At 35.3% G+C, this 17,616-nt stretch carries 17 protein-coding genes; 6 read left to right on the top strand and 11 right to left on the bottom strand.

The window, feature by feature from the left end:
- From V7014_RS07605 to V7014_RS07590, 4 genes are all read left to right on the top strand, one after another.
- The coding region (locus tag V7014_RS07605) for a catalase (protein ID WP_335505792.1) at nt 1–1,281 on the top strand (1,281 nt) is incomplete at its 5' end.
- Nucleotides 1,282–1,551: 270 nt separating this feature from the next.
- Nucleotides 1,552–2,262: an ABC transporter ATP-binding protein gene (locus V7014_RS07600; RefSeq protein ID WP_335505790.1), complete on the top strand. Its 711-nt coding sequence runs from the start codon at nt 1,552–1,554 to the stop codon at nt 2,260–2,262.
- A complete protein-coding gene (locus V7014_RS07595; RefSeq protein ID WP_335505788.1) occupies nt 2,262–3,011 on the top strand; it encodes an ABC transporter permease in 750 nt (249 codons plus the stop codon). Before V7014_RS07600 ends, V7014_RS07595 begins: the two co-directional genes overlap by 1 nt.
- Nucleotides 3,012–3,069: 58 nt before the next feature.
- Nucleotides 3,070–3,615 (top strand): PadR family transcriptional regulator, encoded by a 546-nt coding sequence (locus V7014_RS07590; protein WP_335505787.1) that lies wholly within the window; start codon nt 3,070–3,072, stop codon nt 3,613–3,615.
- A 49-nt stretch (nt 3,616–3,664) separates the two neighbouring features.
- On the opposite strand, the gene V7014_RS07585 is transcribed toward V7014_RS07590, so the two are convergent.
- The 11 genes from V7014_RS07585 to V7014_RS07535 all read right to left on the bottom strand — a co-directional run bounded on the left by V7014_RS07585 (nt 3,665) and on the right by V7014_RS07535 (nt 14,116).
- Nucleotides 3,665–4,441 carry a sulfite exporter TauE/SafE family protein gene (locus V7014_RS07585; RefSeq protein ID WP_335505785.1) on the bottom strand — a complete coding sequence of 259 codons (777 nt, stop codon included), beginning with the start codon at nt 4,439–4,441 and terminating at the stop codon, nt 3,665–3,667.
- A gap of 134 nt (nt 4,442–4,575) precedes the next feature.
- Nucleotides 4,576–4,806, bottom strand: coding sequence for a sulfurtransferase TusA family protein (locus tag V7014_RS07580; protein WP_335505800.1), 231 nt, complete (start codon nt 4,804–4,806; stop codon nt 4,576–4,578).
- A 41-nt stretch (nt 4,807–4,847) separates the two neighbouring features.
- Entirely contained in the window at nt 4,848–5,969 is a 1,122-nt protein-coding gene (locus tag V7014_RS07575) for an MBL fold metallo-hydrolase (protein ID WP_335505798.1), read from the bottom strand.
- A gap of 78 nt (nt 5,970–6,047) precedes the next feature.
- Nucleotides 6,048–6,605: a sulfurtransferase TusA family protein gene (locus tag V7014_RS07570; protein WP_335505784.1), complete on the bottom strand. Its 558-nt coding sequence runs from the start codon at nt 6,603–6,605 to the stop codon at nt 6,048–6,050.
- A gap of 38 nt (nt 6,606–6,643) precedes the next feature.
- Nucleotides 6,644–6,940 (bottom strand): rhodanese-like domain-containing protein, encoded by a 297-nt coding sequence (locus V7014_RS07565; protein WP_335505782.1) that lies wholly within the window; start codon nt 6,938–6,940, stop codon nt 6,644–6,646.
- A gap of 72 nt (nt 6,941–7,012) precedes the next feature.
- Nucleotides 7,013–7,492, bottom strand: coding sequence for a DsrE/DsrF/DrsH-like family protein (locus V7014_RS07560; RefSeq protein WP_335505780.1), 480 nt, complete (start codon nt 7,490–7,492; stop codon nt 7,013–7,015).
- Nucleotides 7,493–7,656: 164 nt separating this feature from the next.
- On the bottom strand, nt 7,657–7,917 hold the full coding sequence (locus V7014_RS07555) for a metal-sensitive transcriptional regulator (protein WP_335505778.1): 261 nt from the start codon (nt 7,915–7,917) through the stop codon (nt 7,657–7,659).
- Nucleotides 7,918–7,950: 33 nt separating this feature from the next.
- Nucleotides 7,951–8,286, bottom strand: coding sequence for a sulfurtransferase (locus V7014_RS07550; protein WP_335505776.1), 336 nt, complete (start codon nt 8,284–8,286; stop codon nt 7,951–7,953).
- Between the two features lie 229 nt (nt 8,287–8,515).
- Complete coding sequence (locus V7014_RS07545; RefSeq protein ID WP_335505774.1) at nt 8,516–9,892, bottom strand: S-layer homology domain-containing protein; 1,377 nt, start codon at nt 9,890–9,892, stop codon at nt 8,516–8,518.
- Between the two features lie 129 nt (nt 9,893–10,021).
- Entirely contained in the window at nt 10,022–10,654 is a 633-nt protein-coding gene (locus tag V7014_RS07540; RefSeq protein ID WP_335505772.1) for a hypothetical protein, read from the bottom strand.
- Nucleotides 10,655–10,936: 282 nt separating this feature from the next.
- Entirely contained in the window at nt 10,937–14,116 is a 3,180-nt protein-coding gene (locus V7014_RS07535; protein WP_335505770.1) for an efflux RND transporter permease subunit, read from the bottom strand.
- A gap of 402 nt (nt 14,117–14,518) precedes the next feature.
- Between V7014_RS07535 and V7014_RS07530 the strand changes: the two genes are divergently transcribed.
- Entirely contained in the window at nt 14,519–15,373 is an 855-nt protein-coding gene (locus V7014_RS07530; RefSeq protein WP_335505769.1) for a TetR/AcrR family transcriptional regulator, read from the top strand.
- A gap of 288 nt (nt 15,374–15,661) precedes the next feature.
- Nucleotides 15,662–17,554: an asparagine synthase (glutamine-hydrolyzing) gene (gene asnB / locus V7014_RS07525; protein ID WP_335505796.1), complete on the top strand. Its 1,893-nt coding sequence runs from the start codon at nt 15,662–15,664 to the stop codon at nt 17,552–17,554.
- The last annotated feature ends 62 nt before the right edge of the window (nt 17,555–17,616 follow it).

Genomic DNA, 17,616 nt, shown 5'->3' with positions numbered 1-17,616 from the left:
GGTTACTTCGAAGTAACCAATGATCTAACAAAATATACAAAAGCGGCATTCTTATCTGAAGTTGGCAAACGTACACCTTTATTCATTCGTTTCTCAACTGTTGCTGGTGAACTTGGTTCTTCTGATACAGTGCGTGACCCACGTGGGTTTTCAGTGAAATTTTATACCGAAGAAGGTAACTACGATCTGGTCGGTAATAACACACCTGTATTCTTTATTCGTGACGCTATTAAGTTTCCTGACTTTATCCATACTCAAAAAAGAGATCCTCAAACACATTTAAAAAATCCAACAGCAGTATGGGATTACTGGTCATTATCTCCTGAGTCACTTCATCAAGTAACAATTCTGATGTCTGATCGTGGTATTCCAGCTACTTTCCGCCACATGAATGGTTATGGTAGCCACACTTATCAATGGTTAAATGCTGACGGTCAAGGAGTATGGGTGAAATACCACTTCAAAACAGAGCAAGGTATTAAAAACATGGATGTAGATTTAGCTGCAAAGATAGCTGGAGAAAATCCAGATTTTCACACAGAAGAGTTATTCAATTCCATCGAAAATGGCGACTTCCCTTCTTGGAAATTAAGCGTTCAAATTATGCCATTCGAAGAAGCTTCTAAATATCGTTTCGATCCATTCGATGTAACTAAAGTATGGTCACAAAAGGATTATCCTTTAATTGAAGTAGGTCGCATGGTATTAAATCGCAACCCTGAAAACTATTTTGCAGAAGTAGAACAAGCAACATTCTCACCTGGCTCACTTGTACCTGGTGTTGATGTATCACCTGATAAAATGCTACAAGGTCGTCTATTCGCTTATGCGGATGCACATCGTTACCGTGTTGGTGCCAACCACAATGCACTACCAATTAACCGTCCAAAATGTCCATTTAGCAATTATCAACGTGATGGCTTTATGCGTCCAGATGACAATGGTGGCAAATCAGTATACTATGAGCCTAACAGCTTTGGGGGTCCAGCAGAAGCACCAGAATTTAAGCGTCCTTCCATCCCAGTTGCAGGTTTGGCAGACAGCGTAGCATATGATAACAACGATCACTATACTCAAGCGGGTGACCTATATCGTCTACTAACACCTGAAGAGCGTACTCGTCTTGTTCGAAATATTGTTGCAGCTATGAAACCTGTCACAAAAGATGAAATTAAATTACGTCAAATTGGTCACTTCTACAAAGCAGATCCTGAATACGGTACTCGTATTGCGGAAGGGCTTGGCTTAGAAGTACCGAAAGAAGTCATTCAAGAAGCATAACATTCTCATTTATATTCTATATTTCTCAATTATAGCATTCACTAAAGTGAATGCTTTTTTCATTTACATAAAGTGAAACTATAATCGGTGGGGGTGTCGTCCATCCCCCACCGATNNACTTTCGTTTTGAAGTGGGGGTCTTAGCGCCAGTTAGAACGGGATAAAAACTAAACGAAAATGAAAAATGAGACTTTACAAATTTGAAAAAGCAACTTACAATCAAAATAGTCAACGTTGAATAAATAACATTGAGTAAAGGGGGATAACAAAATGCAAAATGTATTAGTAAATGTTAAGCATTTAGAAAAAAGCTTTGCTTCAAAAAAAGCGGTTTATAATCTTTCATTTAGCATTTCACAAGGAGAAGTTATTACAATTATTGGTCCAAATGGTTCAGGTAAATCCACCACATTAGATCTGATTTTAGGAATTCAGCAGCCATCAAATGGGGAGATTCATTTCTGGACTCAGGATTACCGATCATTAATAGGTGTTCAATTACAATCTACGCCCTTCTTTCCAGGCTTAACAGCAAAAGAAAACCTACTTCTATTCGCTTCTTTTTATAAGAAGAAACTTAGTAAAGCGGACATATCGACTATCTTACGTCTATGCTCACTTGAATCCGTTGCAAATACGGAAGTTACCAAGCTATCTGGAGGACAGCAAAAAAGATTATCAATAGGTCTTGCACTTGTCCATCAACCGGAACTTGTTTTTCTTGATGAACCTACGGCAGCTCTAGATCCCCGGGCAAGAAAAGAAGTACATCAAACCATTGCAGAAATTAAGAAACAAGGCACTACTGTAGTTATCACATCGCATGATATGGATGAAGTAGCGAAGCTTGCAGATCGTATTCTCTTCTTCCACGGTGGAACTAAAATAGCAGAAGGTACTGCCCAAGAACTGTGTATGCAACATGGAGTTAATGATTTAGAGGATTTATATATGAATTTAACGAAAGAAGGTGTTCATTAATGGCAATGATCCGCTTAATGCTTAAAGATACATTGAATGATAAACTTTCTTTGTTCTATGCCATTCTCTTTCCAATAGGTCTGTTAATTGGGGGCAAGTATTATATCGACTCCCCTTCTTATCAATTAACTTTCTTAACTGGAACCATCAGCTTAAGTATCTTATTCTGGAATCTTCAAGGTTTAGCTTTTCAAATCTTTCGCCAGAAAAGCAGTGGTGTTTACCGCTTATTACGAATCACTCCTTTAAAAATTAGCACATTTCTCTCGCTAATGATTGGTGTTAGAACACTTATTTCTTTCGCTATTAACATTGTGCTCTTGCTCTTTGGGCTTATTTTATTCGAGATTTCCTTTAATGCATTATTCCTTTTGCAATGTACGATCATTATTATATTCGCTTCTCTTTGCTTTTCAGCATTAGGATTCTTGATTAATAATGTATCTAAGAATGAAGGACAAATTAATATTTTCAGCAATCTATTGTTTTTCCCAATGATTTTCTGCAGTGAGGCTTTCTACTCATTGCAAAGCGCTCCAGAGTGGATGTTACTTCTTGGGAAGGGCTTCCCGTTCCATTATGTTACCGAGGCTTTCCGAGTTGCATTGGAGTTTCACGAAGGCTCCTTACTCATTTTATATACAATTATCACGGGCTTTACGATCTTGTTTTTCGTACTTAGTTTAGCAACCTTTAATAACGCTTTGTCTCCATTGCTTTCAAAAAGAAAAATTGCGGTAGAAAAATAAAATATGGTACATTGTAGATACATATTCAACTTTAAATAATCAAGATTGAGGTATCTACATGACCAGATTAATGGTACTAGGACTACTACGCGCAAAACCTATGTCCGGATATGAAATTCAACAATTATTATTAGAAAGTAAAACAGATGTATGGGCTGGAATTCTACCTGGTTCCATATATCATGCTCTAAAAAAAATGGATAAAGAAGGGCTGGTTACAATAGCATCTGTTGAAACAACAGGTAATCGCTCGAAAGCAATCTATGCCATTACAGAACAAGGAGAAGCTGAATTTAACTCTTTATTGTTAGAGTCTTTCTCAGCATCATCACTTACGCTTCCAACCTCACTTTATACAGGTCTTTCCATGTTAACAATGGGTAGTATTACTGTAGACTATGAACAAATCTTAACGGCTATTCAAAGTCAAAAAGCACAGCTACAAGCAAAGCATAATGAGATGAAAATAGGGATGGAAATCAAAAAGCAACATTTGGGAGAATTTGATCCATTTACTGATTTAGTATATAAAAACTTCAATGACCATTTTCAATTGCAGTTAAATTGTTTAGAACAACTAGAAGAGATACTGCAAAAAAAGTAGTTCTGCATAGAGCATCAAAAAAAGCAATGGATTTATTCCATTGCTTTTTTCATAAAATATCAATCCACACCTTAATAGCTGTTGCCATAATTAAGATTGCCAAAACCACTTGTAAAATTTTCGTATTCATCTTTTGCCCCACTTTGGCTCCTATTGGAGAAGCGATCAAACTTGAGACAATTAACACTGCCGCTGGCAAATATAATATTTGACCTGTCGAAATCTTACCGATTGTTGAACCGATGGAAGAAATAAATGCGACAGCGAGAGAAGTAGCTATTGTCATTCGAGTTGGAATCTTCAATACTACAAGCATTATTGGCACTAGAATAAATGAGCCTCCAGCACCTACTATTCCCGCGGCTAACCCAACAGTTAAGGCAAGTATAACAGCCAATAATTTGTTATATTCCACTTGTTTAGCAGGTACATCATCCAACCCTTTCTTAGGAATAAACATCATAATTGTTGCGATTGTAGCTAAAACGGCATAGATGATATTTACGAACGTTTCCGGCATTAATCCCGAACCATATCCTCCTGCAAAACTACCAATTAATATGGCCGTCCCCATATAAACAATTAAACTTTTATTTAAGAATCCACTATTTCGGTATGCCCAGACTCCTCCAATTGTTGCAAAAACGACTTGGATAGCACTTATTCCAGATACTTCATGTGCACTGAAAGCTGCAAAACCTAGTAATGGCGGTATATATAATAACATTGGATAATTGATGATAGATCCCCCAATACCGACCATTCCGGAGATGAAAGACCCTACTAATCCAATTAAGAAGATTGTGACGATGAATCCTATATCCATTTAACTCACCACATTTCTAAAAATATCGCTATCTTGCTATCTCATAAAGTGAAACTTTAATGGGTGGGAGAACAGAATTAGGAGGGCTTATCTATTCCCTCCTAACTTTATATAAACATTAAATTCTTAAAGGTCTATTCTCCCTTTTTCACGAAAAACTTAAATATGCCGTTTTCTTCCGAACCACCAAGTAATTCATGTCCTGTAGATTTTGTCCATGCTGTTATGTCAGCAAGAGAGCCTTTGTCTGTTGTATGAATTTCTAATACTTGCCCTACTTCAATCGTATTGATTGCTTTCTTTGTTCTTACAATTGGCATTGGACATGCTAAACCTTTTGCATCTAATAGTTGATCTGCTTTAATCATTGTAAATTCCCATCCTTTTTTGAAAATAATATTATCTCTTAACGTACTGCACAACGATTTGGTCCGATTTCCATTTCACGTTGTTCTTCTTCATCTGGTGTAATTATACCCATATTGGTTTTACGAATTTCTTGGTATGCATTTGGTTGTGGAGGAAGGTTTTTCGATACTAAGCTTCTAAACTCTTCTTCATCTTCGATATTTAAACCATGATTTTTCGCAAAGAGTGTTCCTAATTTCTCGGAAACACTACCATCGTCATTTAACTCATCAACAATCATAAAGTGAGCCGGAAGAACGACTAGTTCTTCGGAAAGCTCTTTATAACGTTTGTACAATGTTTCTCGTAAATCTCCTACCCAATCATCTGCAAGACCAGCTAAGTCAGGTCGGCCAATTGAATCAATAAACAAAATATCACCTGTTAATAAGAACTTCCCATCAACTACGAAAGAAGTTGACCCAATTGTATGTCCTGGAGAATACAGTGCATGGATATTGATTGTAGTATGACCAATTGTTACATCATTGCCGCCTTCTAACTTCTCATACTCAAAACTGACTTCTTCAGCATCTTTAGGAGGTAACCAGTAAGTTGCGCCTGTTGCTTCTGCAATTTGACGACCACCTGAAATATGATCGGCATGCAGATGCGTATCAAAAACGTGCTTGATCTCAACACCTTTTTCACTAGCAAAATGTAAGAAAACATCCGTCATACGTGTTGCATCAATAATAGCAGCCTCCCCATTAGAAATAACCATGTAAGATAAACAGCCTTTACCGATACGAACAAATTGATAAATTTCTCCATCATCTTTTAAATCGCCTACTTTTACAGGCTCTAAATGTTCACTCCAAGCTTTCATACCTCCTTGAAAATAAGAAACATCAACACCTGCTTCAGATAGCATTTCAGCTACCATAATAGAAGATCCTTCTTTCGCACATACCACTAGTATTTCTTTATCCTTTGGAAGCTGATCTATAATTCCTTCGATACCATCTAATAAATCAAAGTAAGGAACATTCAAGTACTCAAAGTTTTCTCCTTCAATCTTCCAATCTGCAAAAGCACCCTCATTACGAACATCTAAAATAAATAATGCTTCTTTATTAAAAACTTTCTTCGTTACTTCTTTAGCTAACATAGATTTCATCACTTGACTAGTACCCCCATAGGTATATTTTAAACCAAAAAATAAGACCAACATTGAAAGTTAACGTTAATTTAGCATTTACTCCCCTTCAAGCCACTCACTCATACCCGGTACAACATTCACTACTTGTTCAAAACCGTTAGCAGCTAGTTTTTGTGCAGCTACATCACTTCTATTACCAGATCTGCAAACTACATAGATTTCGTCAATCTTGTTCAGTTCATTCATGCGTCCCTCTAACTCTCCAAGAGGTATTGATACCGCACCTGGTATATGATTGAATGCATATTCTGCCGATTCTCGAACATCTAGAACAAAGATGCTGTCACCAGATTCTAGCTTCTTTTGAAGTTCTTCATTGTGAATAACCTGTGTATATTTTCTTTCAGCAGCTTCTTCCCCAGAAGATTTTCTTAAATAATGCTTAAGAACATCACCTTCTTCAATCGTTCCAATATATTGATGTCCTGTGCTCTCTGCCCATGCTTTCATATCCGCTTTTGAGCCTTTATCTGTCGCTTCAACTTCTAATACTTGACCTGCTTCTAAAGTATTCATTGTTTTCTTCGTTTTTACAATGGGCATCGGACACGCTAAACCTTTCGCATCCAAAGTAACGTCCACTTTTATCGTCATTTATATACCTCCCATACACTTCATGATTACATCAGCTATTATTCTGTCTTTCCTTCCCAGGCTAACATTCCACCAGTCATATTAATAACTTGGTATCCTTGACCTTCTAAAAACTGTGTTGCTCTTCCGCTTCTACCACCTGAGCGACAAACCATAATATACTCCTTTGTTTTATCTAGCTCATGCATGCGAAATTCTAGTAATCCTAAAGGAATATTGATTGCTGTTGGAATTTTCCTTGCTTCTACTTCATCTACTTCTCGTACATCAATTACATTCAGCTGTTTACCTTCGTTTAATTGTTGTTCTACTTCTTTAGTTGTCATTTCTTTCACTGTTGTTCCCTCTTTTCTTCTATTATGACCAAGAGCTCATGCCACCTTTAACATTAGTTGATTCATGAACATTTAAATAAACAAGTTTACATTTCCGTCCTCTGCATCCGCAAGATACGCAGCAACCCCAGCATATTCAATATCATCTAGTAATTCTGCTTGATCAAGCCCTAACAAATCCATTGTCATTGTACAAGCAACTAGTTTCACACCTTGTTCTTGTGCCATTTCAATCAGCTGTGATACTTTTAGAGCGTTATGCTTTTTCATAATATCTTTAATCATTTTAGGCCCCATTCCAGCAAAATTCATTTTGGAAAGTCCCATATTCTCTGAACCTCTTGGCATCATCTTTGCAAACATTTTCTCCATAAAACCCTTTTTTACTTCAATGGCTTCATCTTTACGTAATGCATTTAAACCCCAGAAGGTATGAAAAATCGTTACCTCATGATCGTAAGCTGCTGCGCCATTTGCAATGATATAAGCCGCCATCGCTTTATCGTAATCTCCACTAAACAAAACTATTGTCGTTCTCTTCTTCTCCGTCATTTTCTTCCCCCTGTTTCTCTAAACTCTTTATACCTAATAGGGTATATTTTTATCTGAAATTCAGCCTTAATAATTTTTGATATAGCTGGGTATTTACTTAGCAACTATTACCCCTATGGGTATTAATAGTAATAAAAATAAAAGAGACTGTCAACTCTTTTATCTTATCTGCTCTTTACAAGCAAATTAACTGCTTCTTTAACTAATGCTTCAGTGTCTTGTCCTCTTGATTCAGCATTTTGAACACATTCTACTAAATTTGAACTAACAATTACACCGATAGTACGATCAATCGCTGATCTAGTTGCTGACAGTTGAGTAATTACTTCTTTACAGTCTTTACCCTCTTCCATCATGCGAAGAATACCACGCAATTGCCCTTCGATACGTTTAACTCTATTCTTTACTTGATTATCGTAATCCATCATTTAGCCTCCTCCATGTTGTATTCATTTTATTTATTTACATAGACAATTACTCATCGTATAAGACATAACGTTTATACCATTCTTGCGTAAAAGTCTAATACCCATATTTTTTTCAAGTTGATTTTGAGCGATGACGTGTACATTTTTACCAGGTATTTCATGATGATGTCTGTTTAAATATGCTACAGGGATATTAATGGCATTTGATAAAGGCGTTTTATTGGAAATATTATAATCCCTTAAATCAACTATCACAATAGGTTGATTTTGCTTAATCTTCGAGCATGGTACGCCAACAACAGGTGCATATCTTCTATACATCATTAGTAAGATAATCGAAAATAAAGCAATGAATACATATGTCATTATATCAACTCCTAATACATTTAGGAATATGACGCTACCCTTATTTCCATAGTTAAAGGTAACAGCGTAACATCAGTTTACATTTTAAAGTCAATATTCCCTTGATTATCTTATACTATACTATTAGGGGTATAATCTGTTTTTTTGCTTATAAATCCTCTTTATCCTAATTATTGTTTCTCCATAAAAAGGTGCTTCTACTATTTTTAATAGAAGCACCCCGTTCCTCTTATTTCATAGCTTGTAACAATCGATCAAGAACGACTGCATTCTCTGCTCTTGTTACAGTTTGACTTGGACGAAAAGTTTGGTCTCCATATCCTAACATAATCCCCTTATCTACCACTGCATTGATTGCTTCTTCTGCCCAATCTGGAATGCTAGCCGCATCTTTAAAATCCTTATTCGCGAATGCTTTTACATCCAAATTCAATACCCTTGATGCTATCACTGCCATTTCAGCCCTTGTAAGTACTGTGTTCGGCTTGAAGATTAATTTTCCATTTTCCTTTGAACCATTAAAAAGACCTGCCTCAACAACAGCTGCTACACTATCATTTGCCCAAGAAGGTATGCTTTTATAATCTGCAAATCTTTTTGTATCACCTGTCGCTTTTAATGCTAATGAGTTTGCTGTAAACTTCGCAAATTGTGCTCGTGTAATCTTCTCTTCAGGACGGAATGTACCATCTGTGTAGCCATCAATTGCATTTAGTTCTACTAATCGATTTACCGATTCATTTGCCCAATGATCTTTCATATCAGAAAAATGTACTTTATCCTTTACAGATACAAAAATAGGATTCGAATAGAACCACAAATCATTATAATTTCGTTCATTTATAGCTTCAAATCGAGCTTCATTATCTTCAATATATGTTTTCGGATCAACCAAAGGCTCACCATTGCGAGTTTCTCCAGCTACATCCGTCTCTAAGTTCGTTCCTCGCAATCTAAAGTATTGATCTTTATTTACTTCATCTAATTGATGTTTGATTGTATAATAACCGTCAGCGTCTTTAGTCCAATCTTCACTCGTGAAACGGGCAATAACCTTTGTTGAATCATTCGTAGCTTTGTTGTAAGCATCCGTTCCTGGCTTTGCTAAACCTGTTACATCTCCAGCAATCAAATCAACATGGTCAACTTTAACTGCATCACCATTATTATTTTTCTCTGGGCTTTTAAATCGAATAGTAAGCTCTAAATCATCGCCTTTCGTAATTTCGAGATCTCCACCCATTTCTTCTTTTTTCTTGCCGTTACTGATTGTAAAATCAAGTTCATTAATCAAATCCCCAAAAACAGAGTAAGACTTACCTGATTTCATACCTTCAAGCACAGCTTTCATGTCGTTTCCTTCTACCCAAGTGTAGTTCTTTGAGTATTCACCAGGCCAATAGCCGCTTGAGTACTGACGTGTATAATTAATCGGAAAATGGAAATCAGAATTAGCAAAATTCCAAAATTTACGACCTTCACCTAAAAGTGCATCCCACATGCCACCTACTTTAGCTAACATATAGTCCGCGCCACCAAATGTTCGATTCTCTTCTGTTTGTTTATCTAATCCACCACGATCTGGCTCCAACTGATTCCCAACCATACCTTCAAACCCAAAGATAACATTAGGATTAATATTATTAAAATCTCGAACATCAGCAATTGTATAAACGCTTTTTCGAGAAGGATGATTTAATAATAAATAACTGTTGTCAGGATAATGAGAACTTAGTCATTTCAACGCTGTATGAGCATCTTCTTTTGTCTTATATGCTCTATTATCTTTCGCTTCCCATTCCGCTACATCATTCGCATTAAACATGCTTTCATCTCGGTCGGTAAATAAATATTCAAATTGATTAATTGCCTTTAATGTTGCTGGCACATCCTTGTCAGTCTCAGCAACGATACCTCCTGCTACATGCTCATACGTTGGTAAATCCCATTCAAATCCAGTATGAATAATTTTATTTTGATACTTACCTTCCTGTTGAAGTTGCATAATTTTCGGAACTTGATAATCTATTAATCCTTTAGAAAAAGGAATCGGACCACCCTCAATAACGTTTCCTTCATCATCTCTTTTTGATGTTCTTAAATGATCCGCAGTCGCTAGCCAATCAAGATTATATGTATTAAAAGCTTGATTTAAAACGTTTTCTAATGTACTAGTTAAACCATCTGCAACTTGTACATCATCCGATTGATATGTGTGGGTGTGGTATTCTCCAGCCATCCATTTTCCATTAGCTTGTTTGCTTCCATCATCGTTAGCAAATGCTTTTGTCATCGGCATAGTTTGTAAAAGCAAAGTCGCCGCTATTGAAAGAGTAACTAACGTTCGTTTTTGTTTCATAGAAACCATAGATGTAAACCTCCATATATACTCTTAAAATATTGTTAACTTTCGAAAGTTTGTAAGTTATTTATGCGCTATTTTAAATTATCTTAGCAATAGATAAAAGTAAATATAGATATCATTATCTAAACAATAGCATTACAATTCACTTCACTCCATTTACATTTCATCAACTAAAAAGCTATGCAAATATACTTTTTCTTATCATCAGCTTTGCGATTGTTAAGTTTATGTAAAACTAAATTTTCACCATAAAAAAATGCCCTCAAGATGAGGGCATTACTTTTATTACATATCTTCTGTAATTCCTTTAGAAGATTTTCTCGTAAACTTCTTCGTTAATTTACTTGTTACTTCATATGCAATTGGAACAACAACTAGAGTTAACAATGTTGAACTAATTAATCCACCAATTACAGTAACACCAAGACTCTTAGAAATAATTCCACTTCCTTCAAGACCTAGCGCCAATGGAATTAATGCACCGATTGTCGCGATTGCTGTCATAAGAATTGGACGTAAACGCGTTACTCCAGCCTCAAGAAGAGCCTCTCTTGTTGTGAATCCTTCTTTTTCTTTATGAATAACACGATCAATTAATACAATAGCATTCGTTACTACAATACCAATCAACATTAGTGCACCCATCATTACTGATACACTTATAGTTTCTCCAGAAATCAGCAACGCCAGCAAAGCACCAATAATTGTAAATGGCAACGAGAATAGAATAGCAAATGGTGCTAATCCTCCACCAAATGTAATAACAAGAACTAAGTACACGATGGCAATCGCTGCAAGCATCGCTAAACCTAATTGTGTAAACGATTCTTGAATGTCAGCTGTAACACCGCCCATTGAAACATCTACACTTGATGGTGTATCAATTTTATCTATTTTCTTCTGAAGCGCTTGTGAAACTGCTGCAACATCATCTGTTTTTAGTTCACCACTTACACTAACATATATCTTACCGTTATGACGATTTACAGTATCAGAAGTTTCCCCCTCTTCAACTTTTGCAACGTCTTTAATTTTGACTGTCATGCCAAGTGGAGATGTAATTGTTTTGTTTTCTAAATCTTCAAGTGTTGTATATGTTTCTTTTTCTTTTTGAACGTATACTTTTAACTCTTTTCCGTCCTTTTCAACGGTTGTTAACACTGGTTGCTCTCTTTCAGGAGCTAGAGCCATACTAATTTGACCAGCTGTTAAACCTAGCTTGCTTAACTTCTTTTGATCAGCTACAAATGTATACTCATCATATGTTTTTGAGATACTAGAATCGACTTTTTTAATATCTTTATTGTCTTTCATAACCTCTTCAATTTCTTCAACAACAGGAACAATATCTTTCATACGTTCTCCAGATAATTGTATATCAATTTTATTACTTGTGCCTGTCATGCCGAAATCTTGAGATTTCCATTCACCTTTATCTGTTCTTGCTTGAATACCTTTAATTACATCTTCTTTTTCTTTTTCAAAGTTCTTCGTGTCTTTATCATAGTTTACAAAGAACATCGCACTAGTCGAATTTCCAGGAGCCATTGGGTTAGTGCCACCAAGTGACATCTGTACCATTTCTACATCTTTACGATCTAAGAAGTACTGTTCAGCATCTGTAGAGATTTTTTCAGTCTCTTCCATTGTTACACCTGGTTCTGGTTTAAACGTAATAATCATTGACTTCTCTTCACCCATCGGCATGAAGCTTACTCCGATAAGTGGAACAAGTGCAAGACTTCCTACTAAAAGCAGAACTGCAATTCCACTAGTAATCCATTTATGATTTAACGTCCAATTTAGGATTTTTTTGTATCCACCAGCAAGTCTTCCAGGCTTATGCTCTTCATGCTTAACTTTCACACCTTTTTTAAACATCGTATGAGCTAGCATTGGAACAATTGTAATAGCTACAAACAATGATGCTAATAATGCAAAAATCATCGTTAAAGCAAATGGCATAAATAACTCACCAACCATGCCACCTACTAAACCTAAAGGTAAGAAAACAGCAATCGTTACAATTGTAGAAGACATAATCGGTATGAACATCTCTTTTGTGGCTTCACGAATTAATATAGCCCCAGTTAATTTCTCATTTTTATTAGACATTCGACGATATATGTTTTCGATTACAACGATAGAATCATCGACTACACGACCAATCGCAACAGTCATAGCTCCTAATGTCATCATATTTAATGTAATATCCATCTGTTTCAACAGTAAGACAGCAATCAATAATGATAACGGAATTGATACGACTGAAATAATTGTTGATTTAATATCTCGTAGGAATAGAAGGATGATTAGAACAGCAAAACCAGCGCCAAATAACGCTTTACTTAACATCGTCTTAACAGAGTCTTCAATTGGAAGCGCCTGGTCAAACGTTGTTACTACTTCTAAGCCCTCAATATCTTCCTCAAAATCCTTCATTTTATCTTTTACTTTATTAGCAACGTCAACTGTGTTAGCATCAACTGATTTCACAACTGAAATTCCAATTGCTTCTTTACCATTCGTTCTTGAAATAGATTCTGCTTCGCCAACTTCTTTAATATCAGCTATTTCACTTAATTTAATAGTTGGAATACCTGCATTTGCACCCTGAATATTCGCTGGTGCATTTTGATTTTGAGAAGCAGGTGCTTGCTGCTGGCTCATACCATTTGCTGCTCCTGCTGCAGAACCTTGTTGTGCACCACTAGTAGAAGAAGGAATAACAGGAATCTCCAAGTTCTTCAAATCTTCGATCGTTGTAATATTGCCATTAACTTGAATAGCTTTTTCTTTGTTTTCAAACGTATATAAGCCTAATGGAACATCAATGTTTGAACCTTTAATAATCCCTTCAACTGTATCTTTTGAAAGGCCTAATTGATTCATTTTATCTTCTTTATATACCAACTGTACTTGATCAACTTGTTGACCTGATACTTGAACAGCTGATACACCATCAAGCCCTTCAAGTGCTGGTGCGATCTTATCTTCAACCATTTCCGTTAATGAAGCAAGGGATTCATTCTCATTTGCTACACTTAAAGCTAGAATAGGAAATGCATTAATATTCATTTTATCAATTGTAGATTCTTCAACATCTTCAGGTAATGTTAAAGTTGCAATAGCTTCTTCAATATCTTTTTTGGCATCGTCCATGTTTTTATCGTATTCATACTCCACCTGAACAGAGGAAGCATTTTGATACGATGTAGTATACACCGATTTTACACTGTTTAAATTGCGGATTACTTGCTCAATTGGCTGTGAGACTTGTTCATCTACTTGTTCTGGTGTAGCACCAGGATAAATCGTTGTTACGCTTAATACTGGAACACTGATATCAGGAATACTTTCAAGTTTCATTTTTAACCCCGAATACAAACCAGCTACGATTACAATAATGGTAATAAGCCAAACAGCTAGCTTATTTTTCAAGGTAAAATTAATAATACTATTCATTTGTTCCCCCTTAATTAATTGGTGCTGTTAGTGACATTATTGTTCTTCGCCTATTAAGACCTTTAAAATAATTTATAGTACTAACTAAGCACTTGTTTAGAATTCATTGTTCATTGATATTAAAACTATAATTGACTGGTCATCCAATATCAACTGATTTTACTCAAAATAAAGTAAATTAATGTAAATTTTTCGAAATTAATTTAAAGTATGGAATTTTCACTTGGATATTAATAGTAATTTATATCTAAACGATGCTTCTAAAACTTTTCATATGTATTTCATTGCTACAACACTTTCGTATTGACCAATAAGTCATAATCATTAATAATATAACTGACCAGTCATTCATATGTCAATAATTGCACTAATATATTCTTAATAAAATCCGGAGGTGTAGTAATGAAAGAAAAGGAAAGGCTGATTATGCAATCATCTATGAAATTATTCGCCCAGAAAGGATTTTCCTCTACCTCAATCCAAGAAATAGCTAATGATGCAGGTATTTCAAAAGGGTCATTTTATCTCTATTTTAAATCTAAAGAAGCTTTACTTGTAGCCATCTTTAAATATTTCTTTCATAAATTCTGTGAAGATTTAGATCAGATTAAGAAGAAGCAATTACAGCCTAGGGAGACATTTACTGAAGAAATTGTCACTCAATTCAATACATTTATTGAACATCAAGACTTTATTATTATGCATGCTAGAGAACGTGCAATTCCGATTAATGGCGATATATCTAATGTTATCAATAGTACGAGAGAAAAGCTTTTAGAGTCTTTACGCAGCTCTTTGTTAGCTATTTACGGAGAAGATATTAAACCTTATTTATTGTCATTAACCATTCTTGTTCAAGGAATATTCGAAGCCCATTTAGAAGTACTATTACTTAGTAAACCTAAATTAGATATAGATCAATTAGCAATCTACATCTTAAATCGTACAGATGATTTAGCTCAGGGACTAATTAATTCCAATGAAGAGACTTTATTAACAGACGCTACTGTTCATTATCCACCCCAATGTTCTTCTTTAAACCCTGTAACTAAAGAAGACATTCTAAAGTCTATACAGAAAGCTAAACATACATGGAGTCATGTAGAGGATTTACTTATCACTCTTGAAGTTCTAGAAGAAGAAATAAACAAAAGCGATCCAAGGCTACCTGTTATACAAGGAATGCTAGGAATTTTAACAGAAGAAAATGATTTCAATCATCTACAATACCAAATCAAAAAACTATTTCATCTATAAACTTCTATTCATACCCTTTTAAAAATTTCTTTTGAAAGGGTTTTTGTTAGCTCAAAAATGGGAAACGTATAACAGATTTCCACAACAATATGTATCACTTAAATATTTCATCTATAAAACACCATTTTTCAATTACTTTTCAATGATGTTAAACAATTATTAAACATTATGCCATATGAAATACATATGCTATAATTGACAATTGGATACTCGTTTTGAGTATCTTTTTCTAAAAATTGACAAACAGAAAAATAATTCTTAAATATATTATCTAGGTTGGTGACTACTATGTGCGGATTTATCGGCTGCATTCACAATAAAAAAACTACTACTGATGAGAAGTTATTCAAGGAAATGAATGCTGTAATTACTCATAGAGGACCCGATGATGAAGGGTACTACTTTGATGAACATATTAATTTTGGCTTTAGAAGATTAAGTATTATTGACGTTGAAAGTGGACATCAACCACTATCATATGAAAATGAAAGATATTGGATTATCTTTAACGGTGAAGTATACAACTATATTGAATTGAGAAAAGAACTAGAAGCACAAGGTTATACATTTGCAACTGATTCTGATACGGAAGTAATCATTGCATTATACAGTGCTATTAAAGAAGAAGCAGTAAAAAAATTAAGAGGTATGTTCGGCTTCCTTATTTGGGACAAGCTTGAAAAGAAATTGTTTGGAGCTCGTGATCATTTTGGTATTAAGCCTTTCTTCTATGCAATAAAAGGTGATACTACGTACTTTGCTTCTGAGAAAAAGAGCATCTTATTAGCAATGGATGGTAAACTTGACCATGATTCACTACAAAACTACTTAAGCTTCCAATATGTACCAGAGCCTGATACGATGACTTCAAATATCCATAAACTAGAACCTGGACATTATTTTACAAAAAAACCAGGATGCAAAATGAACATACAAAGTTATTGGAAACCTAAGTTCAAGGCTACACAAACTACGGAATCTCAAATTATTACGGATATTCGTAACGTTTTAATGGATTCTGTGAATGTCCATATGCGAAGTGACGTTCCGGTTGGATCATTCCTTTCTGGTGGAATTGACTCATCCATTATTGTTTCAATTGCAAAACAGTTCAATCCTAGCCTAAAAACATTCTCTGTTGGTTTCGAACGTGATGGCTTTAGTGAAATTAATGTAGCTCAAGAAACAGCTGAAGCTCTGAATTTAGAAAACATTAGCTACGTTATTTCTCCTGAAGAATATATGAAGGAGCTTCCAAAGATTATTTGGCATATGGACGATCCATTAGCAGACCCTGCTGCTATTCCTTTATATTTTGTAGCTCGTGAAGCTAGGAAACACGTTACAGTTGTTCTATCTGGTGAAGGTGCAGATGAGTTATTCGGAGGATACAACATCTATAGAGAACCTGAATCATTAAAAATGTTCAATCACATTCCAAGACCTCTTAAGAGCGTATTAAAACAATTAAGCGCCATCCTACCAGACGGTGTAAAAGGAAAAAGCTTCATTGAACGTGGTGTTACTCCATTAGAGGAACGCTACATTGGTAACGCGAAAATGTTTGAAGAAAAAGATAAGCAACTTTTATTGAAAAATTATTCCTCTAACCTGGAATATAATAAAATTACAGAATCTATTTACAAACAATCAGCTGGCTATGATCCGGTAGCAAAAATGCAACATTTAGATATGCATACTTGGTTACGCGGTGACATCTTATTAAAAGCTGACAGAATGACTATGGCAAATTCTCTTGAATTACGCGTACCATTCTTAGATAAAGAAGTATTCAATGTAGCATCGAAAATCCCAATGGATATGAAGATTGCTAACAATACAACGAAGTATATTCTTCGAAAAGCAGCTGAAGGTATCGTTCCTGATCATGTACTAAATAGAAAGAAACTTGGCTTCCCAGTTCCAATTCGTCATTGGTTGAAAGACGAAATGAATGAGTGGGCGAAAAACATTATTCGTACAAGCGACACAGACCATATCTTTAATAAACAAGAAGTCCTTAACTTGTTAGAAGAGCATTGTGCAAACAAGAAAGACAACAGCAGAAAGATCTGGACTATTATTGTCTTTATGATTTGGCACCAAATCTACATCGAGCGTATTTATGATTTCGAATCAGAGTACAATGTAGAGCGCAAACAAGTAGTAGCATCGAAGTAAGAAAAGCGGAAGCGCACGGTTAGCTCCTTATGGACTGGAGCCTTCCGACTGAGATAAAGGAA

Origin of the sequence: Bacillus sp. JJ722, from assembly GCF_036963345.1 — a bacterium.
GTDB lineage: Bacteria > Bacillota > Bacilli > Bacillales > DSM-1321 > Bacillus_AD.
The sequence above is the reverse complement of the archived record's forward strand: the minus strand, read 5'-3'. Positions and strand labels throughout refer to the sequence as shown.